The sequence below is a fragment of the Lactobacillus sp. HBUAS51381 genome, from assembly GCF_012641095.1.
Classification (GTDB): Bacteria; Bacillota; Bacilli; order Lactobacillales; family Lactobacillaceae; genus Levilactobacillus.
In genome coordinates this window covers 38,706-63,954 of sequence record NZ_JAAVSC010000014.1, presented here as the reverse complement: position 1 = coordinate 63,954, position 25,249 = coordinate 38,706, and the positions used below count along the sequence as shown (strand labels likewise).

23 protein-coding genes are annotated in these 25,249 nt (G+C 52.8%); 1 reads left to right on the top strand and 22 read right to left on the bottom strand.

The window, feature by feature from the left end:
- Window positions 1-792: 792 nt before the first annotated feature.
- The 11 genes from HEQ50_RS06565 to gmk all read right to left on the bottom strand — a co-directional run bounded on the left by HEQ50_RS06565 (window position 793) and on the right by gmk (window position 12,983).
- Complete coding sequence (locus tag HEQ50_RS06565; RefSeq protein WP_168899721.1) at window positions 793-1,470, bottom strand: thiamine diphosphokinase; 678 nt, start codon at window positions 1,468-1,470, stop codon at window positions 793-795.
- Window positions 1,470-2,123 (bottom strand): ribulose-phosphate 3-epimerase, encoded by a 654-nt coding sequence (rpe, locus tag HEQ50_RS06560; protein WP_168849736.1) that lies wholly within the window; start codon window positions 2,121-2,123, stop codon window positions 1,470-1,472. Before rpe ends, HEQ50_RS06565 begins: the two co-directional genes overlap by 1 nt.
- A 12-nt stretch (window positions 2,124-2,135) precedes the next feature.
- Window positions 2,136-3,032: a ribosome small subunit-dependent GTPase A gene (gene rsgA, locus HEQ50_RS06555; RefSeq protein ID WP_168899720.1), complete on the bottom strand. Its 897-nt coding sequence runs from the start codon at window positions 3,030-3,032 to the stop codon at window positions 2,136-2,138.
- Window positions 3,033-3,161: 129 nt separating this feature from the next.
- Window positions 3,162-5,195 carry a Stk1 family PASTA domain-containing Ser/Thr kinase gene (gene pknB, locus HEQ50_RS06550; protein WP_168899719.1) on the bottom strand — a complete coding sequence of 678 codons (2,034 nt, stop codon included), beginning with the start codon at window positions 5,193-5,195 and terminating at the stop codon, window positions 3,162-3,164.
- Window positions 5,195-5,938: a Stp1/IreP family PP2C-type Ser/Thr phosphatase gene (locus HEQ50_RS06545; RefSeq protein ID WP_168899718.1), complete on the bottom strand. Its 744-nt coding sequence runs from the start codon at window positions 5,936-5,938 to the stop codon at window positions 5,195-5,197. Before HEQ50_RS06545 ends, pknB begins: the two co-directional genes overlap by 1 nt.
- A gap of 12 nt (window positions 5,939-5,950) precedes the next feature.
- Window positions 5,951-7,294, bottom strand: a complete 1,344-nt coding sequence (gene rsmB, locus HEQ50_RS06540) for a 16S rRNA (cytosine(967)-C(5))-methyltransferase RsmB (protein ID WP_168899717.1) — start codon at window positions 7,292-7,294, stop codon at window positions 5,951-5,953.
- A complete protein-coding gene (gene fmt, locus HEQ50_RS06535) occupies window positions 7,294-8,238 on the bottom strand; it encodes a methionyl-tRNA formyltransferase (RefSeq protein WP_168899716.1) in 945 nt (314 codons plus the stop codon). Before fmt ends, rsmB begins: the two co-directional genes overlap by 1 nt.
- Before the next feature lie 172 nt (window positions 8,239-8,410).
- Window positions 8,411-10,828 (bottom strand): primosomal protein N', encoded by a 2,418-nt coding sequence (gene priA / locus HEQ50_RS06530; RefSeq protein WP_168899715.1) that lies wholly within the window; start codon window positions 10,826-10,828, stop codon window positions 8,411-8,413.
- 27 nt (window positions 10,829-10,855) lie between these two features.
- Entirely contained in the window at window positions 10,856-12,067 is a 1,212-nt protein-coding gene (gene coaBC, locus HEQ50_RS06525; protein WP_168899714.1) for a bifunctional phosphopantothenoylcysteine decarboxylase/phosphopantothenate--cysteine ligase CoaBC, read from the bottom strand.
- An 83-nt stretch (window positions 12,068-12,150) separates the two neighbouring features.
- Window positions 12,151-12,366 (bottom strand): DNA-directed RNA polymerase subunit omega, encoded by a 216-nt coding sequence (rpoZ, locus tag HEQ50_RS06520; protein ID WP_020089007.1) that lies wholly within the window; start codon window positions 12,364-12,366, stop codon window positions 12,151-12,153.
- Window positions 12,367-12,368: 2 nt separating this feature from the next.
- Window positions 12,369-12,983, bottom strand: a complete 615-nt coding sequence (gene gmk, locus HEQ50_RS06515; protein WP_168899713.1) for a guanylate kinase — start codon at window positions 12,981-12,983, stop codon at window positions 12,369-12,371.
- A gap of 380 nt (window positions 12,984-13,363) precedes the next feature.
- On the opposite strand from gmk, the gene HEQ50_RS06510 reads away from it, so the two are divergent.
- On the top strand, window positions 13,364-13,693 hold the full coding sequence (locus tag HEQ50_RS06510; RefSeq protein WP_168899712.1) for a hypothetical protein: 330 nt from the start codon (window positions 13,364-13,366) through the stop codon (window positions 13,691-13,693).
- A 51-nt stretch (window positions 13,694-13,744) separates the two neighbouring features.
- Here the strand turns inward: HEQ50_RS06510 and HEQ50_RS06505 are convergent, their stop codons facing one another.
- The 11 genes from HEQ50_RS06505 to HEQ50_RS06455 all read right to left on the bottom strand — a co-directional run bounded on the left by HEQ50_RS06505 (window position 13,745) and on the right by HEQ50_RS06455 (window position 25,233).
- On the bottom strand, window positions 13,745-14,206 hold the full coding sequence (locus HEQ50_RS06505; protein ID WP_168899711.1) for a hypothetical protein: 462 nt from the start codon (window positions 14,204-14,206) through the stop codon (window positions 13,745-13,747).
- Between the two features lie 804 nt (window positions 14,207-15,010).
- Window positions 15,011-17,023: a SpaA isopeptide-forming pilin-related protein gene (locus tag HEQ50_RS06500; RefSeq protein WP_168899710.1), complete on the bottom strand. Its 2,013-nt coding sequence runs from the start codon at window positions 17,021-17,023 to the stop codon at window positions 15,011-15,013.
- A 151-nt stretch (window positions 17,024-17,174) separates the two neighbouring features.
- On the bottom strand, window positions 17,175-18,893 hold the full coding sequence (recN, locus tag HEQ50_RS06495; RefSeq protein ID WP_168899709.1) for a DNA repair protein RecN: 1,719 nt from the start codon (window positions 18,891-18,893) through the stop codon (window positions 17,175-17,177).
- 140 nt (window positions 18,894-19,033) lie between these two features.
- Window positions 19,034-19,489 carry an arginine repressor gene (locus HEQ50_RS06490; protein ID WP_057735351.1) on the bottom strand — a complete coding sequence of 152 codons (456 nt, stop codon included), beginning with the start codon at window positions 19,487-19,489 and terminating at the stop codon, window positions 19,034-19,036.
- 95 nt (window positions 19,490-19,584) lie between these two features.
- The gene (locus HEQ50_RS06485) at window positions 19,585-20,400 is read right to left on the bottom strand and encodes a TlyA family RNA methyltransferase (RefSeq protein ID WP_168899708.1); all 816 of its coding nucleotides are present in this window, start codon (window positions 20,398-20,400) and stop codon (window positions 19,585-19,587) included.
- Entirely contained in the window at window positions 20,397-21,302 is a 906-nt protein-coding gene (locus HEQ50_RS06480) for a polyprenyl synthetase family protein (protein WP_168899707.1), read from the bottom strand. Before HEQ50_RS06480 ends, HEQ50_RS06485 begins: the two co-directional genes overlap by 4 nt.
- Window positions 21,292-21,540, bottom strand: a complete 249-nt coding sequence (locus HEQ50_RS06475) for an exodeoxyribonuclease VII small subunit (protein ID WP_168899706.1) — start codon at window positions 21,538-21,540, stop codon at window positions 21,292-21,294. The genes HEQ50_RS06480 and HEQ50_RS06475 overlap by 11 nt, the downstream gene beginning before the upstream one ends.
- Window positions 21,533-22,885: an exodeoxyribonuclease VII large subunit gene (gene xseA / locus HEQ50_RS06470; protein ID WP_168899705.1), complete on the bottom strand. Its 1,353-nt coding sequence runs from the start codon at window positions 22,883-22,885 to the stop codon at window positions 21,533-21,535. Before xseA ends, HEQ50_RS06475 begins: the two co-directional genes overlap by 8 nt.
- Window positions 22,872-23,738: a bifunctional 5,10-methylenetetrahydrofolate dehydrogenase/5,10-methenyltetrahydrofolate cyclohydrolase gene (locus tag HEQ50_RS06465; RefSeq protein WP_168899704.1), complete on the bottom strand. Its 867-nt coding sequence runs from the start codon at window positions 23,736-23,738 to the stop codon at window positions 22,872-22,874. The genes xseA and HEQ50_RS06465 overlap by 14 nt, the downstream gene beginning before the upstream one ends.
- Before the next feature lie 623 nt (window positions 23,739-24,361).
- Window positions 24,362-24,793 (bottom strand): transcription antitermination factor NusB, encoded by a 432-nt coding sequence (gene nusB, locus HEQ50_RS06460; protein WP_168899703.1) that lies wholly within the window; start codon window positions 24,791-24,793, stop codon window positions 24,362-24,364.
- A complete protein-coding gene (locus HEQ50_RS06455; protein ID WP_057735358.1) occupies window positions 24,793-25,233 on the bottom strand; it encodes an Asp23/Gls24 family envelope stress response protein in 441 nt (146 codons plus the stop codon). The genes nusB and HEQ50_RS06455 overlap by 1 nt, the downstream gene beginning before the upstream one ends.
- Between the last annotated feature and the right edge of the window lie 16 nt (window positions 25,234-25,249).

The window sequence follows — 25,249 nt, the reverse complement described above, 5'->3', positions numbered from 1 at the left end:
AAGGATTCATCTAGTATTCGGAATCAAAAAGGTTGCCTAATCACAATGCGATTAGGCAACCCTATACAGCAGATTACCAACAACAGTTGACAAAGAGCCCATATTAAGAATCTAAAGGTAAATACAGCTAGAATCCCTGCTGTGACTGGGCTAGTGACTATTATTAGATGCTGGTCGCGTACTGGTCGCCTTACCGTTCGCCAAATTTGGTCTGGAACGCGGTGGGCAGGACGGGAAAAAACCAAGCCCTGTCTTTTCCCTCGCTTTGAGCCGAAGTTCACGTCTCAAAGACGCCACTTTCCAAGCAGAACACTTGAAAAGTCCCACGGCTGAGACCAAATTTGACTCACTCACGGCTACATGAGATGTACCCAATTAAACTGGTAGAACGTTGCCATTCCAGCGATGTTACCGCAAATTTAATGGTTTTCAACTATCGTAACCGGAGGCAGACAGAGATGTAGGTAGCCGTGACAGCGGTGTTAGCTGTGCAACAGCTTACAGCGCGGGACGTGTTTGGAGACTGACGGTCTTGGTTAGGCTTCAAGCCGAGCCGGAGGACCGCTTCTCAGGCCGCAGGCGGTCCCCACAGCGCTGGAATCTCTGGCAGCCGCAGGTGATCGTTAATGACTAGTTTGACTAGTTTAATGGCAATAAATCTTGTTAGCTGAGGACTAGATTGTGTTCACGCACTCTCAACCTTCAGTCTTCAAAAAAAATCGTCCCGTACCGGAAGAATCCGGTGCAGGACGATTTTATATTTTCTGCAAAACTTTTCAAAAGACCAATCCGTTACTCGTGGCGAGACTCATAGGTGTCACAGCTTTGAATCACGCACAGCAAGCCCGTATCGAACTGAAATTCACCGGTATTCCCGACAAATTCGTTGCTGGCGAGTGAAATGGGGTACGGAATCGGCTCGTTGTGGAGTTGATACTTTTCATTAACCAAACTTAAGTGGTCGATGGACGTGAGTGGAATAAACGCCAAATAATTCTTATCTGGCTCCTTGGTCACGTGATAGTGGCCTGGCAAATAAAACGAAATCGTATTCTGCTTATCAATCAAGCGAATCCGATTCGCATACCGTTTGAACTCCGGTTGGAGCACGATAAACAGATTGGCCAGAAAATGATCCAAACGACCACCCGTAGCCCCGTAAATATCGACGTGCTCGGCCCCGTAGTCATTTAACGCGACCGACACCGCCATCTGCGTATCGGTAAAGTCCTTCTCCGGCTGTGATTGGCGGATGTCCTTGACATTACGGCGCACCCGTTGCAGTTCGACTGGCTGGAGGGAATCAAAATCCCCGATCGCCGCCACCGGCTGAATATTGTGATCAATTAACCGTAGCGTCCCCCGATCAACGCCAATCCAGGGGCCGTCAATTTTCCGTGAACGCAGGTCATCTGGCCATTCCGCCTTGGGCCCACCCACGAGGAGATTGAACGTTCCGCCCCGTGGCATTATTTCGTCGCAGCCTTCAAGGCGTTGATGCGTTCAACCGGGTCATCGGCGTTGAAAACATACGACCCAGCTACGGCAACCGTGGCCCCAGCGTTGGCGCAGTCAACGACCGTCTTGTCGTTAACCCCACCGTCAACTTCGATATCAAAGTCGTAGCCCTTGGCCTTCTTGATGGCGTCGAGTTGCGCAATCTTTTCAACGGTACTGTGCAGGAACTTCTGCCCACCGAAACCAGGGTTAACCGTCATAACCAATACTTGGCCAACCATGTCTAAGACGGGTTCAATGGCTGAGACCGGCGTCCCGGGGTTGATGACCACTTCCGGCGTTACACCGGCGTTTTGAATCATCTGTAAGGCCCGGTGAATGTGCGGCGTAGCTTCAACGTGAACCCCGATAATATCGGCACCGGCCTTGGCAAAGTCATCCACGTACCGTTCTGGGTTTTGAACCATCATGTGCACGTCCAAGACCATCTTGGTGATTGGCCGAATCGCTTTCACCCAGCCGGGACCGTATGACAGTGCTGGCACGAAGTTACCGTCCATGATGTCGATGTGTAAGACTTCGGCACCGGCCTTGTCGACCTTCTCGATGTCTGGTTGTAAATTGACGTAATCTGCACTTAAGATTGATGGCGCTACTTTAATCATAAATTTTCTTCCTCATTTCTTTTTATTATAAACAGGTTTTTGATTCTTTAACAACGTGAGTAATAGCAGGTAGTTGTCGTATCGACTCTGCATGAACGTTCCCGCGGCAATACCGTCCTTGACCGCACAGCCGGGCTCGTTGACGTGCACGCAGCCTCTGAACCGACAGTCCCGTGAGGCCAACGCAAACTCGGGGAAATACTGCCCCAGTTCACGGTAGTCAATCGTCAGGGTATCGTAAGACGAGAATCCCGGCGTATCGGCAACCAGACCGTCCGCTACCGGCATGAGGCTCACCTTCCGGGTGGTGTGTTTCCCCCGATTCAGGGCCGTCGAGATTTCGCCAGTGGCCAGCGTCAACTCCGGTGAGATGTGGTTGAGTAAGGTGGACTTCCCCGCCCCGGTCTGACCCATGATGACGGTTACCTTATTCGCGAGTAGCTCCCGTAACGCATCCAGACCACTCTGCGCAAAGGGTTCTCGCGTCAAGCACACATCGTAGCCAATCTCCCGATACCCCGCCGCGAGCGTCTCGAACTCCCGATAACGGTCATCCGAAATGAGGTCGGTCTTGGTGAAGTAGATGACCGGCGCAATATGGCTGACCTCTAAGGCGACCAACTGACGATCCAACAGATTCGTGGAAAATTCGGGCGACGCCACCGCCGTCACGACCACACCCTGGTCGACATTTGCGACGGGTGGGCGGGTCAACGCGTTATCCCGTGGTAAGATTTCTAGAATGTACCCCTCCTTGGGGGTCGAACTTTCGAACCGAACCCGGTCTCCCACGAGCGGCGTGATTCGCCGCTTACGAAAGTTCCCCCGGGCCCGCGTGCGATACAGCTCACCATCGCTGAAAACGTCATAAAAACCGCTCAGTGATTGGCGAATTTGTCCCTCTGACATGCAGCACCTCCTTCTTCCTGGTTCTCAACACACTTGGTGCATCCCCCGAAATCAATCAGATTTTGGGGACAAAAAAACTCAGTCCTCTATCATTATAAAAGAACTGAGCTATAAATGCAGGTTTTTTCCTTAATTTTTCGTGACGTGATTATCCGAAGCAATGACGTGGCCGTCACGAACGACCTTATACGCCCCAGACTTGCCCGCGGCTACCGTAAACGGCAGCGTCACCGTCGTGTCCGCGGTAATCGTCATTTGTTTGTAAATCGAGCTTAACTCGTGGTCTTGATCCCGCAGATAAATCTGAACCAGATTGCTATCACTGCTGGACGATGCGCTACTTTCACTGTCGTCATCGCTGTCATCAGCGGTTGAACCACTGTCAAACGGAATCTTGACGTTCACGCTGAACTCGTCCACGCTCGAACTACTTTCACTCTGGTCCCCGCGAGACATGGTCAACGTAATCTCGTCACCTTCTTGAACCACGGCGCCTTCACCCGGCGACTGCCGAATCACGTGCCCCTTCGTCACATCACTCGAATAGGCGTATTGGAAGGCCAGGTTCAAGTTGTGACTCGTCGCGTAGCTCTGCGCCTGACTCTTGGTCTTATTGCTCAAATCAGCCAGGGTCACCGTCTCCGAACCCGTGGAGACCGTAAAGGTAAGATCGGTCTTAGCTGGGATCACCTGACGACCAGCAGCCACACTCTGCTGCATAATCTTTCCGGCCGGCACGCTGGTTGAGTGCACCGATTCGCGGTGAACACTAAAGCCCAACGCCTCCAGCTTGGCAGCGGTGCTGGCATACGAATCACCCTGGTAATTGGCTAACTTATATCGCTTGGGACCGGTACTAATCCACAGATCAACCACGGTTTCTTGTTTGAGCTGGGTACCCGACCGCGGCTCGGTCCGCACGACCCGGTGGACTTTCACCTTATTACTTGCGGTTTTGTGAACCGTTCCAACCTTGAGCTTAGCCGTAGCCATTGCTCGCCGTGCCACGGTCTCCTCATCGCCAACCACGTTAGGCACGTTGGTCATCTGGGGCCTGAAGAGCGCCATACCGATGAAGATCCCCAGGATCAACAGGAGAATGATTCCCCCTGCGATCAGGAATTTACGACGACGCGGATGGCGGTATTTCTTCCGCTTTTTCTTACCCGTGGCCGCCTGATCGGTCGTCTCCGGATCGGTCTTCGTGGCCGCCGCGGCCTTTTCACCCGGAGTCTTAGCGATGGCGTGAGGCACCGGCGACGTGCTGAGCGCGCTGACCGGCAAGACTTTGGTTTCACCATCGTCATTCTCTGCGGGGGTAAACCGCAGTTCGCCCGCCCGCTTCGGTGACAACGACGTCTTCAGATCCTCTGCCATACTCGCGACATCGGTATACCGATCGGCCGGCCGCTTCGACGTGGCCTTCAAGACCACGTTTTCCAACGCCTGCGGAATCCGCGGATCGATGTCACGCACGGACGGGATCTCCGACTGGAAGTGCTTCAGGGCAATGGACACGGCCGTTTCGCCCTCAAAAGGCACCGTTCCGGTCAGCATCTCATAGAGAATAATCCCCAGCGAATAAATGTCGGACTGCTTGGTCGCCATCCCGCCCCGTGCCTGTTCTGGTGACAGGTAGTGCACGGACCCCAGCACGGTATTGGTCTGGGTCAGACTATGCTCGGACATGGCAACCGCAATCCCAAAGTCAGTAATCTTAGCGACCTGATGTTCATCGATCAAGATATTTTGAGGTTTGAGGTCCCGGTGAATAATGTTATGTTCGTGGGCCGTCTTCACCGCATTGAGAATCTGCATCATAATCTGAATGACTTCCTGATAGGGAATCGGGAAGTGTTTCTTAATAAACGCCTTGAGATCGGTTCCCTCGACGTATTCCATGACCAGATACTGCATGCCGTTTTCCTCACCGACATCGTAGACCTGGACAATATTATCGTTAACCAATTCCGTGGCGGCGAGCGCCTCACGCTGGAAGCGTCGCACCGTTGCCGGATCATCTCGGAGATCCAACCGGAGGAGCTTGACGGACACGTCACGGTCCAAGATCAAGTCATGTGCCAAGTAAACGTTCGCCATGCCACCTTCACCCAAAGAACGGATGATGCGGTAGCGGCCATTTAACGTGTAACCCGTGCGCATCAGCTCACCTCCCCATCGAGGTTGGCGATGATCAGGACGGTAATGTTATCCAGTCCGCCGGCAGCGTTCGCCATTTCAATCAACCGATCACATTTTTCAGCCGTGGGTCGCGCGCTGAGCAGCACCTTTTGAATCTCCGCGTCGGTCACCATGTTGGTTAGCCCATCGGTACACAGCAAGAGTTGATCTCCAATCACCAACGGATAGGTGTTCAGGTCAAAACGGGCGTCCGCCGAAATTCCTAACGACCGAATAATCACATTTTTTTGCGGGTGATGCCGCGCGGCTTGTTTGCTAATCTCGCCCCGTTTGACCAGTTCATTGACCAGCGAGTGGTCCTCGGTCAACTGACGGAGCTGCCCGTCACGCAACAGATAGGCTCTGGAATCCCCGATACTGGCAATGACCACTTCTTCGGTAAAGTAGAGCGCCGCCACTAAGGTCGTTCCCATCCCGTTGAGGTCGGCAAACTCATTCGATTTGTCAATGATCGACTGATTCTCCGCCGTAATCTCGCCGGTAATCCAGGTTCGGGCCGCGGTTGGCGTCGTCAACTCTGTCTGTTCGAACTCGTGACCAAGGTGGGAGACGGCCATCGCACTGGCCACATCCCCGCCTTGATGGCCGCCAATGCCATCGGCGATAATCGCGAGATGTTGCCCCGCAAGATTCGTGAAAACATCCACGTAGTCTTCATTATCCTCGCGCTGTTTACCAATTGACGTTCGGTATGCCACTTTCATTGCCCGTCACCCCTATTTTTTCTTACGAAACGCACTCACGAAGAACCCGTCCGAATCAAAATCATCCGGATAGATGGCTAACGTGTCCGTGCTGCGGTCATCCTTGACCTTTAGTTGCGTCTCAACCCGCATGGCTTCAAAGTCCGGATGGTCGGCCAAAAACTTTTCGGCGACATCGGCATTCTCCGTATCCAAGATCGTGCAGGTACTGTAGACCAAGATCCCATTTGGCTTAAGCTTTTCACTCACGGCATCCAAGATGCCCAGCTGGACGCGTTGGAGCTGTTGAATGTCTTGCGGCGTCTTTTCATAGCGGATCTCTGGCTTGCGCCGAATCAGTCCCAACCCGGAACAAGGGGCGTCCACTAAGATGCGGTCAAACTGTTTCTTCGGAAATTGATCGTTAATCTTCCGGGCATCCAGGGCCACAGCATCCACCCGATCGGCCACGTGAAGGCGCTCAGCATTCTTCTCAATCAGGTTAACCTTCTTGGGATGTAGGTCGAGTGCCGTGACCTTTCCACCGGAATGGGCGTCGAGTAACGCCGCAATCTGAGTGGTCTTGCCGCCTGGTGCGGCACAAGCATCGAGGACTTGATCGCCGGGCCGAACCTGTAGGGCTTCCACGGGTAGCATGGCGCTCTCGTCTTGAATCGTCAGCTCACCGGTCTCGAAGACGTTACTCTGGTTCGCTGCCTTATCGTCCAAACGAAAGGCGTTTCCGGCCACCAGACTGGGCGTCACCGTGTAGCCTTGGTCGGTCAGCGACTGTGCCACCTCTTCGACCGTGGCCACCGCCGTATTGACCCGGACGGACTGCGCTGCGGGTTGGTTAATGGTCTCTAAAATACTGACCGCCTTGTCATCGCCAACCTGCTTTTGGATGGCGACGACTAACCATTCGGGTACGGAGTATTGCAGGCTCAACCGTTGCACGGGGTCCTTGATCTGACTGATATCGGGTAACCCCTGCCGGTCGATGGCGTGTAAGACACCGGTCACGAAGCGCCGAATGCCTTCGTGGCCCCGATCCTTGGCCAACTGAATGGCCTCGTTAAAGATGGCCCGTTTGGGAACCCGATCCAAATAAATTTCTTGGTACAGGGCGACCAACAGGGTCATCTTGACCCAGGGTAACACCTTCTGATTGGGCTTTACGAAGCCTTCTAAGTAGTATTCCAAGGTTAATTGATGTTGGATTGTACCGTAAACCAAGTTGGTCACAAAGCGCCGATCAACATCGCTTAAATTGTGACTCTCTAAGGTCTGTTCCAACTGTAAGTTTGAGTAAGCCCCGTTGGCCACGCGCGTCAAAGCTTCAACCGCTAATGCCCGGGGTGTTGTATTCTTTGTCATTATTCAGCCACCTGTTCGCCAATTGTCAGTGCATCGCTGGTTCCGTTCAGAAAGTCCGTAATACTTAACTTCGGCTTGCCAGCCGGTTGAATCTCGTTTAAGGCCAAAACCCCGTGTTTCCCGGTCGCAATAGCCAGGTGATGCTTGTCGTGACTCACCAGAGCTCCTGGCTGTAAGTCGGTCGTCTGATCCAAGACCGTCACGTCCCAGAGCTTCGTTCGCACGCCGTTGAGGTAGATGTGGGCAATTGGCGCTGGCCGCAGTGCGCGGACCTTGCAGTCGATCAGATGCGCACTCAGGTTCAGGTCAATCCGTTCTTCGTCGGACTTGATCGTCGGTGAGAAGGTCACTTGGGATTCGTCTTGCGGAACCGGCGTAATTTCGCCAGCCAGTAATTTTGGTAGCGTCTCCAGCAATAGATCCCGGCCCACCAGACTGAGCTTATCAAACATGGAGCCCACATCGTCTTGATCCGTAATCGGAATCGCCCGTTGCGCCAACACGGCGCCGGCATCCATCTTCTTTTCCATGAACATGATGGATACCCCGGTCTCCTTGTCCCCATTCATAATGGCATAGTGCACGGGGGCCCCGCCACGGTACTTGGGCAACAGGGAGGCATGGACGTTGACGGCAGCCACCTTGGCAGCCTTCAACAACTTAGTCGGCAAAAATTGGCCGAACGCCGCCGTCACAATCAGGTCCGGAGCCAATTCGATTGCCCGTGCCATCTCGTCACTCCCGGAAATCTTCTGGGGCTGGAGCACTTCAATGTTGTGGGCCACGGCCACCTGTTTCACGGGTGATGCGGTCAACACATGTTTACGGCCAACTCGCCGATCGGGTTGGGTAACCACGGCTAAAACGTCATACCCCTTTTCAATTAAACTGCTCAGAATGGGCGCCGAAAATTCGGGCGTGCCCATAAAAATTACTGAAGTCATCGTACACCATACTTTCTTGGTTTTAAGTTCTTTGATTTATATTTTATCTTTGCACGCTGTCCCCAGCAGTGTTGAACACAACATAATGATAGCAGATTGGGCGCCCAATCCCTATCGTCTGGGACAATTTCGTCTGATTTTTTTGAAATGGTCAATCGCTAAACCAGCACGACTACATGAAATTCATCGGTTCGGAATCAATCGTGACCGACAAGCCGTGCCGTGCTGGCACCTGCGCCGCTTGGCGAATCTGTTCCAACACGGGCCGCAATTGCGGTTCCCGCTTGTATTTAATCACCACTTGATAATAATACTTGCGCTTCACCCGCGCAATCGCTTTGGGCGTGGGACCGAGAATAATCGCATTGTCGCTCAGGCCCTGCTTTAACGCCGCCACAATCTGAAACATGGCCTTGGCCGCCACGGCCTCTTCCTCGTGGCTGGCCGTCAGTTGGACCGCAAAATAATACGGCGGGTAGTTGCCCTGATGGCGCATATGCATCTCCGTGACGAAGAAGCGCTCATAGTCCTGCCGCTGTGCCAACTGAATGGCGTAATGGTCGGGGTTAAACGTCTGAATGTAGACCTCCCCCGGCTTCGTCGCCCGTCCAGCCCGGCCGCTGACCTGCGTCAACAACTGAAAGGTCCGCTCGCTGGCTCGAAAGTCCGGTAAGCCTAGCGCCGTGTCGGCATTTAACACACCAACCAAGGTCACGTTCGGAAAGTCTAGTCCCTTGGCAATCATCTGCGTTCCCAGGAGAATATCCGCCCGATGCTCACCAAATTGACGAAGAATTCGCTCGTGGGCCCCCTTACGCCGGGTGGAATCCACGTCCATCCGCAAGATTTTGGCGGTGGGTAACAGTTTTTCTAGGGCCTGCTGAACCTTTTGCGTCCCGGTCCCGTAGTACCGAATCTTCTTGCTGTGGCAGTTCGGACAAACGTGTGGAATGGCCTCTTCGTGCCCGCAGTAGTGGCATTTCATGCTATGTGTATCCATGTGTAAGGTGAGCGAAATATCACAATTGGGACATTTCAGCACGAACCCACAGTCCCGGCACATCACGAACGACGAATACCCGCGGCGATTCAACATCAGTACGATCTGTTCGTGTCGCTCTAGTCGGGCCTGAATCGCCGTCATTAGCGGTTCGGAAAAGTCGCTATCGCCCTGTTGTTTCAATTGCTCGCGCATATCCACAACATGGACCGTTGGCATTGGCTGGGCCTTGGCTCGCTGGGAGAGCACCAGCCGGGTGTAGAGTCCCTTGGCCGCGCGGGCTCGCGTCTCGAGCGAGGGCGTGGCACTTCCTAAGACCACGGGGCAGTGATGATAGTTTCCCCGCCATAACGCAACGTCACGCGCGTGGTACCGTGGATTTTCATCCTGTTTGTAGCTACTCTCATGTTCCTCATCCATGATAATAATCCCGAGGTTCTCGACGGGGGCAAATACGGCCGATCGTGCGCCCACGACCACCGTCGCCTCGCCGCGATCGATCCGTCGCCATTCATCGTACTGCTCACCCTTGGACAAGCCACTGTGGAGCACGGCCACCCGCTGACCAAAGCGGGCCTTGACGCGGTTGACCATCTGCGGGGTTAACGCGATTTCGGGCACCAACATCAGGGCCGTTCGCCCCTGTTGGAGGGCTTGGGCAATACTTTGCAGGTAAACCTCGGTCTTGCCGCTCCCGGTCACCCCTTCAACCAGAAAGTTCTGCGACCGTTGATCGTCAATTGCCTGGGTAATCGTCCGAACGGCGGTCTGTTGCTCGGGATTCAACTGTAATGGCTGGGTGGGCTTAACGGGTTGGTGAAAGGGATCGCGATAGACTTCCAGCGTCGATTTGGTCAGCCAGCCCTTGTCGGCCGCCGTCGCCATCACGGCGGGCGTCACGCCAGCACGCTTGCTAACGGTGGCCTGGGCCACAACGTCTTCTGGCGTCATTTGAGCCAAATAAGTCAGTAATTGCGCCTGTTTAGGCGCGCGCTTGCTGACTTCAGCGGCAATCTCGCGTAGTTTTGCCGGTGTCAGGGCCGGTGTGATTCCGGTCGTCGTCTTCGCGGCAGCCTTGTCCTTCACCTCGTAAACCACCTCAACCTTACCGGCCCGCTGAAGCTTAAGGAGTCCCGCCACCGTGGTATCGTCCAGCTTCGTCGCATCAAAGTCACGCGGCGCCCCCTCCGGAAAGTACGTGGCCATTTCCGCCGCCGTCAATGTGGTGGTCGGCTGGATTTGCCGTTTGGGCTGGGTCTTCAAGAGGTTGGGTAGCATGGTCTGAATGCAGGTAATCCGAAAGGCGTAGGTGGTCCGGGCCAGCCAATCGGCCAACTGGCGCAGTTCGTCATTCAGGACGGGCGCCAGATCCAGCACCGTTTGAATGGGTTTTAATTGACCGTCAAAGCTGGTCACATCGCTCAATCCGACGACCACGCCGGAAACCAGGCGGTGCCCACGGCCAAACGGGACAATCACCCGCATCCCCACCTGCACTTGGTGTTCCAATTCAGCCGGAATTGCATAAGAATAAGGATCATTGGTCTGCATTGTTGGAACATCCACTAAAATTTGGCCAATCTGGGCCATTGTGGTCACCTCACTTCGTTTCTAAAATCATTTTTCTTTTAAAAGAGCTGCTAGACGATCGACCAGTGCCACGGCAATCAGCTGCTTGCTGGTCTTGGGCGTCTGATCGCTAACCCCATCGGCTTGAATAAAGGTCACCTGATTCTCATCGCTATTAAAGCCGATATCCTTACGGGAGACGTCATTGGCAGCCAGTAGGTCTAGCGACTTGCTGTCAAGCTTCCGTTGCGCGTTAGCCAGCAGATTTTGCGTCTCGGCGGCGAAGCCCACCGTCACTTGATTGGACCGTTTAATCTTCGCCACTTCCGCCAGAATATCCGGCGTCTTTTTGAGTCTTAAGATAAGTTCATCGTTGTTTTTGGTCTTCTTGATCTTTTGATCGGCGGTCGTCAGCGGTTGAAAATCGGCGACGGCGGCGGCCATCACCAGCGCATCCGCACGGGGAAACCGCGTCAAGACGGCATCGGCCAGCTCGCGCGTACTCTGAATGGGCACCACCGTTACACCCGCCGGGGGGGTTAACCGTGTGGGCGCCGTAATCAAGGTCACGGTCGCCCCAGCGGCTTGAGCCGCGGCGGCCACCGCGTACCCCATCTTACCGGAGGAATCGTTGGTTAAGAAACGGACAGGATCGAGCCGTTCCCGGGTTCCCCCGGCCGTCACAATCACCGATTTTCCCTGCAAGGTTTGGGGCACAAATAGAGGCAATTGTGCCAGTTGCCGCATGATTTCGGCGGGCTCCAGAAAGCGTCCCGTTCCGGCATAGCCTTCAGCTAACGCCCCAGTGGCCGGTTGCAGAACCGTGGTGCCATCGGCAATGAGTTGTTGGCGGTTCCGTTGAGTCGCGGCGGCCTGCCACATGTGGCTGTTCATGGCCGGCACCACAACCTTGGGCGCCGCCGTAGCTAGCCAGGTCGCACTCGCGACATCATCGGCCAGCCCGTTGGCAAACTGCGCCATCAGATTGGCGGACGCCGGCGCTGCAATGGCAAGATCCGTCCAATCGGCCAGTTCGACGTGGGCAATCTGGCCGTCTTCACGCCACCAGGTTGTATCCGTCAGTACTGGTTGCTTGGTCAGTGCTGCAAACGTCGCGGGCGTCACAAATCTGGCGGCCGCGGGCGTCACGATCACCCGAACCACTGCACCCGCGCGCTGTAAGGCGCGTGCTAACGTGGCCGCCTTATAGGCGGCCACACTCCCACTGACGGTTAGTGCCACGTGTTTTCCTTCAAACATACTGTCCCTCCATTCACTCTCAAGCCTTGATAAAAAAAGCCAGATTACCCAACGGCAACCTGGTCTTTTCTAAAATGCCCGTGTTAGGCGTTCAAATCTTTTTCGTCCGGATCGATCATTAAGGCGCCGGCCGCAATTTCTTCGAGGGCGCGACCAATCGTCTTAGGGGACTTGTAGTCGGTCAACAGTGGCTTGGCCCCGGCATCTAACTCGTGTGCCCGCTTGCTAGCCAGCATAATCAAAGAATACCGTGAATCCACTTGTGCTAATAAATCATCAACTGAGGGATAAAGTAGCATATTTATTCGTCTCCAATCATTTGTTCGTAATCCGGCATGACCCGGGTTACCCGTAACCGTTCACTGCGAATAATCATCTGAATCCGGTCAACTGCCTTGCTAACTTCGTCGTTGACCACGGCGTAATCGTAGTTGCGCATCATTTGAATTTCACCGACGGCCTTCTTGATTCGTTTGTTAATGACGTCCATGGCGTCCGTACCGCGACCAATCAAGCGGTGCTTCAACTCCATCAGGTCAGGCGGTGTCAGGAAAACAAAGACGGCATCCGGACAATTTGCCCGGACTTGCATGGCACCGTTGACCTCAATTTCCAAGAAAACATCCTTGCCTTGATCCAAGGTCTCATTTACATATTTTAACGGGGTGCCATAGTAGTTGTCAACATACTTGGCGTATTCCAGCATCTGTCCGGTCCGAATGTTTTCTTCGAACTCCTCCTTGGAGACGAAGTAGTAATCAACACCGTTGACTTCACCCTCACGCGGTTGCCGCGTCGTCATCGAAATGGAGTAGGAAAAGTCGGTCTCGCCGGTGTCAAAGAGTGCCTTACGCACAGTTCCCTTACCGACGCCGGATGGACCTGAAAGCACAATGAGCATTCCACGTTTAGCCATCGTTCAAAAATCCCTTCACAAAAAATTTAAGTAGGACACCGTCACCCGAAGGCACCGTGTCGTTTAAAACCAATCATCGTTGGTTCCAGCTATAATCTATAGGTTACTATATTACCACTATTTAGGAAGAAATACTGCTTTTTAGGACGGAAAACGTGGAAAATTCTTGAGAACTTGGGTAAATTCACATACTGGGCCAAACAACCGTCTGTTCGGTCAAAAGTGAACCAGCCATATTTTATTGGGCCAGCCAATCCCCGTACAGTTAGGGTTCATCTCTCTAACCGCTCGGTACAGCCCGTCATTTTCGAAAAAAGGCTTGCAATATCAAACAGGCGTTCGTATAATATAAATACAAACAAACGTTCGAGGTGATCAGCATGCAAAACTTAATTACGAATGGCACGACTGCCCTGTCTGATCGGGTAGCGACCGCGTACAAGGAACTCTTCAGTGACTTACCTGTCATCAACGGCCAAGTCGTCTATCCGCAGATGCCCGACTTTCAATTAACCTACTTCATTCAACAGGCCCTTGATCGCCACTATTTGGTTCGCCTGCAATTCAAGGCGCCAGTCGATGTCGCCCCAACCACCGTTATCGGCACTTTAAAGGAAGACGCAGCTGGTCATCTCATCTTAAAACAGTCACGCACCATCACCACCATTGTCAGTCGTGGCTTGTTACGTTCAGTTCAACGCGCACGTTAATTAACAAATCCGTCAGAATCAGCCCAGCGACTGTTTCCGACGGATTTTTTCTTACTTAGAGAAGACCACGGCCGCATGCTTCACGTGGTGGAAATATAAGGGATAGCCGTTGACGTCTTTACCATGGCGATACTGTTTAAGTGCGAGCGTCCCATTGGTGACCTTAACCAGGAATTTACCTTGTTTGATCTTGATGGTCTGATAACCAGCCTTCGTCTTCTTCTGATTCCAAGTACACGTTCCCGCTTTAACCGTCCGGCTGAGCCGATACGTTTTCTGATTAACGGGATGCCACTTCTGCTTCGCATAATAGCCCCCACCAAAGATAAAGGCCGTCTTCGTAATCTTCACACGATACTGTAAATCTTGATACTGAAACCAACTGCCACGATAGGCCTTAGGTGTTGGTTTAACGGTCGCAACCGCGTGAATCGGCTGCGGTTGGACATTGTCAATACCGACGGCCACCCCTAAGGAAACCGTGGCAAGCCCCAAAAATAGTCCCACTTTCATCATATCAACCCCCAATTATTGTTTTACACCATCAATTATACGATGATTGGTTCCCCACGCCTATCGAAAGGCTTGCTCCTGCTTGTAACCTACTAGAAAATGGCCGCTTTAATTTGTTCAGTTAACTTGCAATCGTCGTTTAAAACAAAATCGACTTCACACAACGTTTAGCTGTGTAAAGTCGGTTCTTTGATGCATTAACTAAAGGTTGAAAGATAGAAAATAGCTAGGATTCCTGGTGTGCCAAGGATAACAACCATGATAATATGATAGTCGCGTGCTGGCCGCCTTACCGTTCGCCAAATTTGGTCTGGAACGCGGTGGGCAGGACGGGAAAAGCCAAAGCCCTGTCTTTTCCCTCGCTTTGAGCCGAAAGATCACGTCTCAAAGTCGCCATTTTCCAAGTAAACCATTTGGAAAATCCCACGGCTGAGACCAAATTTGACTCACTCACGGCTACGTGAGATGTCGTCAATTAACGTGGATGAACGTTGTCATTCCAGCGATGTCACCGCACGTTTAGTGGTTTTCAACCATCGTAACCGGAGGCAGGCAGAGATGTAGGTAGCCGTGACAGCGGTGTTAGCTGAGCATCAGCTTACAGCGCGGGACGCGTTTGGAGACTGACGGGTTTTGTCAGGCTTCAAACCGAGCCGGAGGACCGCTTCTCAGGCCGCAGGCGGTCCCCACAGCGCCGGAATCTTTGGCAGCCGCAGGTGGTCGTTGATGACTCATTTAATGGCGATAAGCCTTGTCAGCTGGTGACTGGCGTGTGTTCATGAACTTTCAACCTTTAGGCATTAACTAACGTGACCGATGGCCTTGACGCCACTGCCAACTGGCGATACTGAGTCCCAGAAGGAAGAACCCGATCAGCATGGCTAGTAGACCGCGCTGGCCACTCGTCCGTGGTAAGTAACGGTTGTTGTCATTGGCCCGATGTGTCGCTGTCCGAGACGCACGATTAGCGGCCGTTCTCGCGGTATGCCCACCCTTTGGCGACGACGAGGTCGAATTCGAATGATTTGCGCCTACCGCAGCCACAATTCCGTGGGTCGTTTTAGTGACGGAAGTGCTATGAGAACTGGTCGTGGTCGAGCTGGTTTGGGCAGCGCTCGTCTCGGTAGAACTCGTCTTGGTATTACCGGAACTAGACGATGTGTCTGAAGCTGAAGACGACGTACCCGAGCTAGAGGTGGTCGTCTCCGTAGTGCTACCGGTTGACGAGTCGGAACTATTTACGGGCTTGTCAGTCTGAGTGACCGTTTGAACTGAGGTATCCCTATTCGTTATCGTCACTTTAACTGAATCTGGATTTTTCTCGTAGCCACTCGGTGCGGCCGTCTCTTCATAGTAATAAATTCCCGGTGACAACAGACTAACGGTAACCTGCCCCTGAGCATCCGTCACCAAACCACTCTTGACGACCGCGGTATCATCTGGACCGTCCGCCGTCCCCTTAACTAGGCGGTAGGTCGCGCCCGGCACGGCCTTGCCCGCGGGATCGGTCTTCGTCAGGGTGGCCCCATTGGGTTGATCACTTTGGGTGATCTGATGGATAGTTGTACCATCGGTTGCGGCAACTGTGAACGGAATCGGCTTACTATTCACTAGATAACCATCTGGCGCGGCCGTCTCAACTAACTGATAAGTCCCGGGTTCGAGGCTGGAGTCGATTAAGTGACCAGTTGCATCCGTCATCAAGCCCGTTTGATAATCTTCCCATTTTTCAGAAGCTAACTGTTTTTGCAAGTTGTACGTGGCACCAGCTAGTCCCTTTGACAGATCCTCACCATTCGTCTTGGATAAGTCAAAAGTTCCCAAATACCAGCCATTAAGCGTTGCCGTCGCGCCCCAACTGTAATTTTTCACGACATTTTCATTAGCCGGAATGCCATCCGCCGTTCCAGGATCTGTTGTTGTATCGCCACCACCAGACGTACTGCTTAAACCAACTTGATTACTAAAATTCCCCCATTTGTAATCCGTAAAATACTGCGCATCGATCTTAGTATAGTAATAAATATCAATCTTTTTAGTCACATTTTTAAAGTTTAAGGTAACCGTTGACCCGTTCACAACAGGGGCGACGGGAACGGCTGTATCACCCGCCTTAGCTGTTAGGTTATAAGCATCATCAGGTTTAGCTGGATTGTTGTAAAAGGTCATGTGTGGCCCAATCTGATCGGTTAGCTTCACATCACCCATATTCTTATTATTCGGGTTGATAACAATTTGCCAAACAATATATTGCGGATTACCATTTTTATCTAGGTCATAGGTCACTGGCCATCCATTTTTACTGATCAAGGCGGCACTCGATCCTCCTCCGGTTCCAGACCCATCACTTACCGTTCCATGAACGTGAATACCGATGGTCCCTGTACGGCCAGCATTCGTATTGACTAAATTATTATTAAACGTGATAATCATCTGTTGTGTATTTTCGGGGTCAAGGACCATTGTCCCTACTGATTGGCTACTTCCAGAAAGATTAACTGCAATCGGGCTAGTAATGAAGTTATCATACTGGGCCGTTGCCGGTAATTTTACTGTCACCGTATCACCACTGCTAATAGGCTGGTTATCTTTGATCCCCCATTTGTAGGTCAACACATAGCCCTGACCACTCAGCAAATCTGAATCAACTGAGATTGGGTCGGCAATGCCATCCTCTGTGATGCTATCTGGCTTCGTCACACTTCCAGTCACAGCATCCGTCAAATCTGCAGCATGGCCCTTTAACGCACCGCCACTCCCCAAGACTAACCATCCAATCAACAAACTAAAAACCAATACACCCAATCTTTTCCACATGACCCACACCTCTACACCGTTTTCGTTTGATAACTCAATTATATATCAAAAGCAGAATTAATTTAAGGAATAATTTATAATGGCATTAAACGAAACAGTCTGCAATATTAAAAGGCGTTATCTATCGTTCGATAACGTCTTCTTTATGCATCTATTCATTTTTGGTTTGACCGTGTGCTGCCTTGGCTTCACCGGCCAATTCTAGTAATTCATGCGCGTGTTCCAACGCCAACTTCGTCACCTGAGTGCCGGCTGACATTCTGGCCAACTCATCCACTCGGCTAGTTTCGTCTAAACGGGTCAGAGACGTTTCCGTCCGATCACCAACCACCTGTTTGGCGATGAAGTAGTGGTGATCGGCCATGGCTGCCACCTGCGGCAGATGGGTAATACACAGCACCTGTGAGGCCTGTGCAATCCCGCTGATCTTCTCGGCAATGGCCTGAGCCACTCGCCCACTGACTCCGGTATCGACCTCATCGAAGATAATCGACGTAATCCCCTGCGATTCGGAAAAGATTGTCTTCAAGGCCAACATAATCCGCGACAATTCCCCACCGGAAGCGATCTTGGCCAGTGGCCGCATCGCTTCACCGGGATTGGTGCGCAAGTAAAACTCCACGTGATCCAAGCCGGTGCTCATCAGCGTTTGGGACTTCGCCCGGCTGAAGTGAACCGCAAAGACCGTTTTGTCCATGTAAAGGTCGGCCAGCTCACCGTGAATCGCCTTTTCCAACCGCTTGGCCGCCTGTTGTCGTGCCTTACTGAGCTTTTCCGCCAACTTCAGTAATTCAGATTCCTGACTCGCCACGCGATCCTCCAGATCATCCGCCGTTTCATCGGTGGCCTGCATCTGCTTCAATTCGGCGGCAATCTTATCGTAGTAACTCAGAACCTGTTCCTCGGAGTCACCATACTTCCGCTTTAATTGATTAATGACGTCTAGACGCCGTTCAATCTCGTCCAGACGCCCCTCATCCCATTCAAGCAGGTCGAGTTGCGAGGACACATCCCCCACGGCATCGCTCAACGCATAGTAGGCCGTCTCCAGACTGGCCGCAATCTGTTTAAAAGCCGGATCAAAGTCGGCAATGGCCTGCATGGCCTGCATGGCACTCCCAATCTGATCGTTGGCTCCGGCACTGGTCTCCTCACCGGTCAAGATGATCTGCGTCCGTTGAAGGGCGTCATTGATTTTCTGGAAGTTATCCAGGCGATCCCGCTCCGCGACCAGCTCATCTTCCTCGCCGGCCCTAAGCTGCGCCGTTTCGATCTCATCGACCTGGAACTTTAGCATGTCGAGATGTTGCGCCCATTCCTTTTCGTTGGCGCGACGACTCTCCAACGTGGCTTTCAATTGCGTATACGCGGCGTATTTTTGGGCATAAGTCGCTGACAACTTGGCCACCTTGCTTCCGGCAAATTCATCGAGCATGCCCAGATGCTTTTCGGGTTGCATCAGCTCCTGATGCTCATTTTGGCCGTGAATGTCGACCGCCGTCTCGCCAATCCGTTTGAGCGTATTCGTATTGACCAGCATGCCATTGACCCGACAGGTATTGCGACCGTTGGCGTGAATCTCACGTTGGAGGATCACACTGCCATCGTCATGGTCAATTCCCAGATCATCGAGCACCCGATAAGTCGTTCCATCAGCTGGAAAAACGAAGCTCCCCTGGATAACCGCTTTATCCGTTCCTGTCCGCACGAAGTTGGCCGATCCCCGGCCACCCGCCAGTAGGCCCACGGCATCAATAATGATTGACTTACCGGCCCCGGTCTCTCCGGTCAAGACCGTCATGCCATTTTTAAACGCCACATCCAACTGGTCAATAATGGCAAAATTTTTAATAGACAGCTCCTGTAACACGTTCTGGCCTCCCAAATTTGACCCAAATTTATTCGTTTTCGTTATCTTTATGCGCTCATCTTGGATATCCCTCAGAGTGAGCGCAAAACGACCACAGCTGCTTCGTCAGCGCCGTGCTGGTCGGTCAGTCGTGGTCGGTTCTAGTCCGCAATCATGCGGTTAATCGTCTCTTCTAATTGTAAAGCACCCTTGTGAGAAACACAAACAGTCAACACGGAACTATCGTCGCCAACCGTGCCAAAGACAAACTCGTAGCGCATCTGGTCGAGCAGCGAGGCAATCACCGGACCATTGCCCGGCAACACCTTTAGGATCGTGAACTCGCCTTGAATGGCGAAGGACACGTAGGCGTTTTGGAGTGTGCGTTGTAATTTCTTCTGGGTGTCAATCTTTTTTTGAACCGGCAAGCTGTAACGATAGCCACCCGAGTCGGCCGGCAATTTCACCAGCTGCATCTCTTTAATGTCCCGTGAAATGGTCGCTTGGGTGACGTGAATGCCATCCGCCTCAAGGAGATGGACAAAGTCCTCTTGACGTTCAATCTCGCGTGACGTTAAGAGACGTTTCAGTAATTGCTGGCGTTCTTGCTTCTTCATACTTGGCCCCCTCTTTCTCTGATAAAAAATGCATAATCTTATCATATACCAGACCTAAGTATTTGGAAAGCAAATTCTCATAATTTTCTCATAAACTAGTGATTCAGCCCCTGATAGGCGGCATCAATCGTTCGCGCAACGGAAACTGAACTTGCACAAACTGCATGTTTATCAACCGAACGTAAATGGACGAGAAATTCAATATTTCCCTCTCCACCCTTAATCGGTGAGAAATCCAGTCCCAAAACACTGAACCCCGTCGCCACCGCAAAGTCGATGATGCCTTGTACCACCGCCTCGTGAACTGACCGGTCCCGAACAATCCCATGGCGACCAACGTCCTCACGATCCGCTTCAAACTGCGGTTTAATCAGGGCCACCACGTCACCGCCCACGGCGATAATGTTTTTCAAGGGTGGAAGAATCATTTTCAGCGAAATAAAGGACACGTCGATCGAACTAAAGGTTGGCTGACCATAGGTAAAGTCGGCTAACTTACTGTAGCGAAAATTGGTGTGTTCCATGACGACCACTCGTGGGTCTTGCCGTAATTTCCACACCAGCTGATTACTGCCGACGTCCAGCGCGTAGCTCAACTTGGCGCCGTGCTGGAGCATCACATCGGTAAAGCCCCCGGTCGAGGACCCGATGTCTAAAACCACCCGATCGGTGACGTCAATGCCGAAGACCTCCAGTGCCTTCGCCAACTTAAAGCCGCCACGTGAAACGTATGGCAGTGGATGACCCTTCAGATGGAGCTCTGTATTGGCGGAAATCATGGTCCCCGGCTTGTCGAGACGTTCCTCGTTGGTGCCTAGAATTTCACCAGCCATGACCGCCCGTTTGGCCTCATCCAGCGAGGTAAAGACGCCCTGTTCGACTAACAAATCCGCAACGCGTTTTTTCTTCATGGTTTCACCCGTTTCGTATCAAAATAGCTAAAGAACGCCGCCAATAACTGCCGACCATCGCTAACCGGCAGCTGTTCTAGCGCTTGCTTTCCCGTCTGAATGGTGGCAATCAACGCCTGATTGGCGCCCTGTAGTCCCAATTTGCCAGGATAGGTGTTCTTCGCCTCACCGGCATCCTTTTGGGTGGCCTTTCCCAATTCAGCAGGTGTCCCCACGACATCTAAGATATCATCATAGATCTGAAAGGCCAGTCCAAAGGCATCGGCAAATGCGAGATAGGGCGTCCACTGCGCTTGCGGCGCTTCACCAATGATTAAGCCCGCCTGGACCGCATAATGTAACAGTGCCCCCGTCTTCTCACGATGAAGGATTCGCAACCGCTCAAGGGGTAAATCAACGTGTTCGGATTGAATGTCCTTTGCTTGGCCGGCAACCATTCCACCGGGACCGGCCGCTACCGCCAACGCCTGAACAAGCCGTGATTGCGTTGCAGACGGTAGATCGGTCGCCGTTAGCCACTGAAAAGCCAGTGTCAGGAGGCCATCCCCGGCCAAGGTGGCCATGCCGGCGCCAAATTTCACATGATTCGTCGGTTCCCCACGGCGCAAGTCATCGTTGTCCATGGCGGGTAAGTCGTCGTGAATCAACGAATACGTGTGGAGGAGTTCTAGCGCCATCACCGGCCGCCAGTGGCGTAGATCATCAAAGGACTGCCCCAACGCCTGGAGCGTGGCAACGGTCAGAAGTGGCCGCAACCGCTTGCCGCCCGCCAGCACGGAATACGTCATGGCCGCCGCCAACCGATCATCACCGGTATCTTGCACAATGGCATCGTGCAATGGGGCATTGAGCCGTGGCACCCACGTATTTTCAAATTCTGTTAGCCGTATTTCAATCGGCATCACCCGTGCCCCCTTGTGGCGTCTCAAAAGCTTGCTCCTGATCGTTATCATTCATCATCGTTGCCAGGGTCTTCTCGGCCCCCTGCAGTGTGCCCTGGAGATCCTTACTTAAGGCGACCCCCTTTTGGAACTGAGACAGTGCCTGTTCCAACGGAATGTCGCCCTGCTCAAGTTGAGCGACGATGTTTTCCAAAGTGGTTAGATTCTCTTCAAATGTTGGTTTTTGTTCTTCACTCATGTTGATCCTCCGATGCTGGTTGAATGTTGGTAATTTCCGCGGTGGCCGTACCATCGCTCAGATGAATCGTTGCGGTACCAGTCTTCAGATCGGCCGTTTGCCGCACCACGTGGTCGTCTTGGGTCACGTAGCTGTAGCCGCGGCTCATGATCTTCAACGGGCTCAGGTAGTCTAGGCCACTGATCAGCTTTCCCACCCGTTCTTGGCGATCCGCCAGATACCGTTTGATCTCCGTGTTTAGTCGCACCGTCAGCTGATCGACCGTCGTCCGGTCGCGTTGCACCCGCGCCAATGGGCTACGACTCTGCAAGCCCTGCCGTGCCAACTGATAACGCTGTTGACGTTGACGCAATTGCTGCTGCATGTTGCGCGTCAATCCCTGCTGGGCGTGGTCGAGACGCTGAACGTAGGTCTCATACAACCGCTGGGGTTGACGGAAAACGTAGGCCGCCATTAACTTATTCAACCGTTCTTGTTGGAAGTTAATCCGGTTCGTCATGGCATTGAACAGCCGTGTGCGTTGTTGTTGTAATTTTAGGACTTCGTCGGTTAGGACCGGCACGGCCAATTCGGCCGCTGCCGTGGGGGTCGCTGCCCGCACGTCCGCAACCAGATCGGCAATCGTCGTGTCTGTTTCGTGACCCACCGAGGAAATGATCGGGATCCGACTGGCGGCGATGGCCCGGGCGACGCTCTCCTCATTAAACGGCCAGAGATCTTCAATAGATCCCCCACCACGTCCAATAATTAGTGTGTCATAGGTGCCCGCCGCGTTGACCCGTTCCAATTGGCGGACCAGGTCTGGTGCCGCGCCATCCCCCTGAACCACTGCGGGATACAGCACAATTTGAGCGATGGGATACCGGCGGCGAGTCGTCGTAATGATATCGCGAATGACGGCCCCACTGGGACTCGTGATAACCGCGATTCGCTTAGGAAACCGAGGCAACGGTCGTTTAGGCGCCGAAAATAACCCTTCATCGGCCAGTTTCTTTTTCAATTGTTCATAGGCTTGATAGAGCTGACCCACGCCATCTGGTTCCATGCGTTCCACGTAAATCTGATACTGCCCGGTGGGTTCGTATAGCGAGATACGTCCCGTGACCAGTACCTTCATCCCGGTCTCCGGCGTGAATTTCAACTTCTCAAACGCCGACCGAAACATGATTGCACTAATCTTCGCGTGATCATCCTTGAGACTAAAGTATTGGTGGGCGTGTGGCCGCAAACGAAAGTTAGAGATTTCCCCCGTCAGATAAACCTTTCCTAGGTAAGGGTCCACGTCAAACTTTCTCTTTAAATACTGGGTCAGCGCCGTAACCGTTAAGTAATCAGTTGCTGCCAAGTTGCTCACTCCACTCACATAAATCTACCGTCTGCTGCATCAACGTGGCAATCGTCATGGGACCCACGCCACCGGGAACTGGGGTAATCGCCCCGGCACGGTCAACGGCGGCGTCAAAGTCCACATCACCGGTCAATTTGCCGTCCTCATCGCGATCCATCCCCACGTCAATGACAATGGCGCCACGTTTCACATCGGGGCCCTTAATCAAGTGGGTCACGCCCGTCGCCACGACCAACACGTCGGCCATCCGGGTTAAGTCGCTCAGATGCTTCGTATGGACGTGCGCCACGGTCACCGTCATATCGGCATTTAACAGCATCGCCGCCATGGGCCGACCGACAATCATGCTCCGCCCCACGACCACGGCCCGTTTTCCACGGAGGTGCTCATTGAGCGTTCCCAGCATGGTCATAATGCCCCGTGGCGTACACGAGATCGGATAGTGGCCCGGCAGGTTGGCAAAGAGCCGCCCCACGTTTAACGGGTGAAAACCATCCACATCCTTGGCGGGATCAATGGCCGCCACCACGGCCTGTTCGTCCAAGCCCACCGGTAACGGCGACTGAACTAAAATGCCGTGAATGCTCTCATCGTGATTGTACTGGTCAACGATGGCGAGGAGCTTTGTCTGACTGATGGTGGCTGGCAACTCCCGCACCACGGATTTAATGCCGAGTTTAACGGCCTTGCGGTGCTTGTTACGCACGTAAATGGCACTGGCCGGATCATCGCCCACGATAATCACGGCGAGGCCGGGAACGACCCCCTGCTGTGCTAACGCCGATACCCGTTGTTGGGTCTGTGCGTTGAGGTCCCTTGCGATCTGTTTGCCGTCGATGATGATTGCCATTGCGACTCGTCCTCCCCATAAAATTCAAGTTACCTTCCATTCTAGCATATCTCTTCTGAAAACGGGCAAGGTATCCGTTCCCATAATGAAAACTATATTTGCCGGAAATCTGTGTCACCATCGTTCGCTGCACGTCAACCAGTGAGATTGGCTAACCTGGCCGCCTTACCGTTCGCCAAATTTGGTCTTGATCGCTGTGGGAAGGATCGGGAAAAGCCAAAGGGCTGTCTTTTCCCTCGTTTTGAGCCGTCAGCCCGCGTCTCAAAAGCGCCACTTTTCAAGCAGAACACTTGAAAAGTCCCACGGCTGAGACCAAATTTGACTCACTCACGGCTACACGTGATGCACACAATTAAACTGGATGAACGTTGCCATTCCAGCGATGTCACCGCACATTTAGTAAGTTTCAACCACCGTAACCGGAGGCAGCCAGAACCGATGTCCGCAGGCGGTCCCCACAGTGCCGGAATCTCTGGCAGCCGCAGGTGATCGTTAATGACTAATTTAATGGTGATAAGTCTTGTCAGCTGGGAATTAGAACGTGTTCACAAACCTTCGCCATTTAGTTATCCAACCAGCCGTAACTAAAAAACCGGCCACCTCATCGGCAGTCGGTCTACAGGTTAAGCTTGTGAATCCGTGGTGTTCCCATCCAATGTATGGGCCAGCACACCGTTAATAAACCGGCGTGAACGGTCATCGCTGAAGTTCTTGGCTAATTCCAAGGCTTCGTTAACGGCCACGCGATCCGGCACTTCTTCCACGTGTTCCACTTCAAAAAAGGCTATTCGCATAATGACCAAGTCAGTCTTTGCGATTCGCTTTAATTGCCAACCGGTACTCAAGTACTGGTCGATCTGCGCGTCCAAGTCGTCTTGGTTGGCCAAGACCCCCTGAACTAAGGTCGTCAGATAAGCAGGCACGGGAACGGTTTGGTTCGGGTCATCGGTCAAAACACGTTGATACAACGCGTCCTGATCGGCTTCAGGATTGGCATTCAATGCAAACAGCATTTGAAATGCGCGTTCCCGAATCTGATGTCGTGTAAGTGTCACTATTGGTCACTGTCTCCTTCATCGGTCTGGTTAAACAGGTTATCCGGATCGACCTGTTGCGCCGTCTTTTCGGGAATGACGCCTTCCACGTGAACGTTTACTTCACGTAAATCGAGGTCCGTCATGAACAACAATTGTTGCTTCACGCTATCCTGAATGGCCAAGGCAACCTTGGGAACCGCTACCCCGTAATTCAAGTAAACGTAAACGTCAACTGCTAATTCGTCGCCGTCAAACACGAGCTTAACGCCCTTACCGTGTTGTTCCTTGCGACCCAAGAGCTCCGTGACGCTGTTTGCCAGTGAACCACGCATCCGCGCAACGCCTTCAGTTTGGCTAGCCGCAATGCCGACGATGATTTCGAGGACTTGTGGTGCCACTTCGATCTTACCCAGTGCGGGTTCCTTTGATTCTAAAATGATATTAGTATCTTCTGCCATTCGTTGACCCTCCCTT

Excerpts from the sequence above, each read along its gene's own strand:
- HEQ50_RS06565 (WP_168899721.1), bottom strand. The coding sequence starts at position 1,470 with ATGCCACGGGGCGGAACGTTCAATCTCCTCGTGGGTGGGCCCAAGGCG.
- rpe (WP_168849736.1), bottom strand. The coding sequence starts at position 2,123 with ATGATTAAAGTAGCGCCATCAATCTTAAGTGCAGATTACGTCAATTTA.
- rsgA (WP_168899720.1), bottom strand. The coding sequence starts at position 3,032 with ATGTCAGAGGGACAAATTCGCCAATCACTGAGCGGTTTTTATGACGTT.
- pknB (WP_168899719.1), bottom strand. The coding sequence starts at position 5,195 with ATGCGCACGGGTTACACGTTAAATGGCCGCTACCGCATCATCCGTTCT.
- HEQ50_RS06545 (WP_168899718.1), bottom strand. The coding sequence starts at position 5,938 with ATGAAAGTGGCATACCGAACGTCAATTGGTAAACAGCGCGAGGATAAT.
- rsmB (WP_168899717.1), bottom strand. The coding sequence starts at position 7,294 with ATGACAAAGAATACAACACCCCGGGCATTAGCGGTTGAAGCTTTGACG.
- fmt (WP_168899716.1), bottom strand. The coding sequence starts at position 8,238 with ATGACTTCAGTAATTTTTATGGGCACGCCCGAATTTTCGGCGCCCATT.
- priA (WP_168899715.1), bottom strand. The coding sequence starts at position 10,828 with ATGGCCCAGATTGGCCAAATTTTAGTGGATGTTCCAACAATGCAGACC.
- coaBC (WP_168899714.1), bottom strand. The coding sequence starts at position 12,067 with ATGTTTGAAGGAAAACACGTGGCACTAACCGTCAGTGGGAGTGTGGCC.
- rpoZ (WP_020089007.1), bottom strand. The coding sequence starts at position 12,366 with ATGCTACTTTATCCCTCAGTTGATGATTTATTAGCACAAGTGGATTCA.
- gmk (WP_168899713.1), bottom strand. The coding sequence starts at position 12,983 with ATGGCTAAACGTGGAATGCTCATTGTGCTTTCAGGTCCATCCGGCGTC.
- HEQ50_RS06510 (WP_168899712.1), top strand. The coding sequence starts at position 13,364 with ATGCAAAACTTAATTACGAATGGCACGACTGCCCTGTCTGATCGGGTA.
- HEQ50_RS06505 (WP_168899711.1), bottom strand. The coding sequence starts at position 14,206 with ATGAAAGTGGGACTATTTTTGGGGCTTGCCACGGTTTCCTTAGGGGTG.
- HEQ50_RS06500 (WP_168899710.1), bottom strand. The coding sequence starts at position 17,023 with ATGTGGAAAAGATTGGGTGTATTGGTTTTTAGTTTGTTGATTGGATGG.
- HEQ50_RS06490 (WP_057735351.1), bottom strand. The coding sequence starts at position 19,489 with ATGAAGAAGCAAGAACGCCAGCAATTACTGAAACGTCTCTTAACGTCA.
- HEQ50_RS06485 (WP_168899708.1), bottom strand. The coding sequence starts at position 20,400 with ATGAAGAAAAAACGCGTTGCGGATTTGTTAGTCGAACAGGGCGTCTTT.
- HEQ50_RS06480 (WP_168899707.1), bottom strand. The coding sequence starts at position 21,302 with ATGCCGATTGAAATACGGCTAACAGAATTTGAAAATACGTGGGTGCCA.
- HEQ50_RS06475 (WP_168899706.1), bottom strand. The coding sequence starts at position 21,540 with ATGAGTGAAGAACAAAAACCAACATTTGAAGAGAATCTAACCACTTTG.
- HEQ50_RS06465 (WP_168899704.1), bottom strand. The coding sequence starts at position 23,738 with ATGGCAATCATCATCGACGGCAAACAGATCGCAAGGGACCTCAACGCA.
- HEQ50_RS06455 (WP_057735358.1), bottom strand. The coding sequence starts at position 25,233 with ATGGCAGAAGATACTAATATCATTTTAGAATCAAAGGAACCCGCACTG.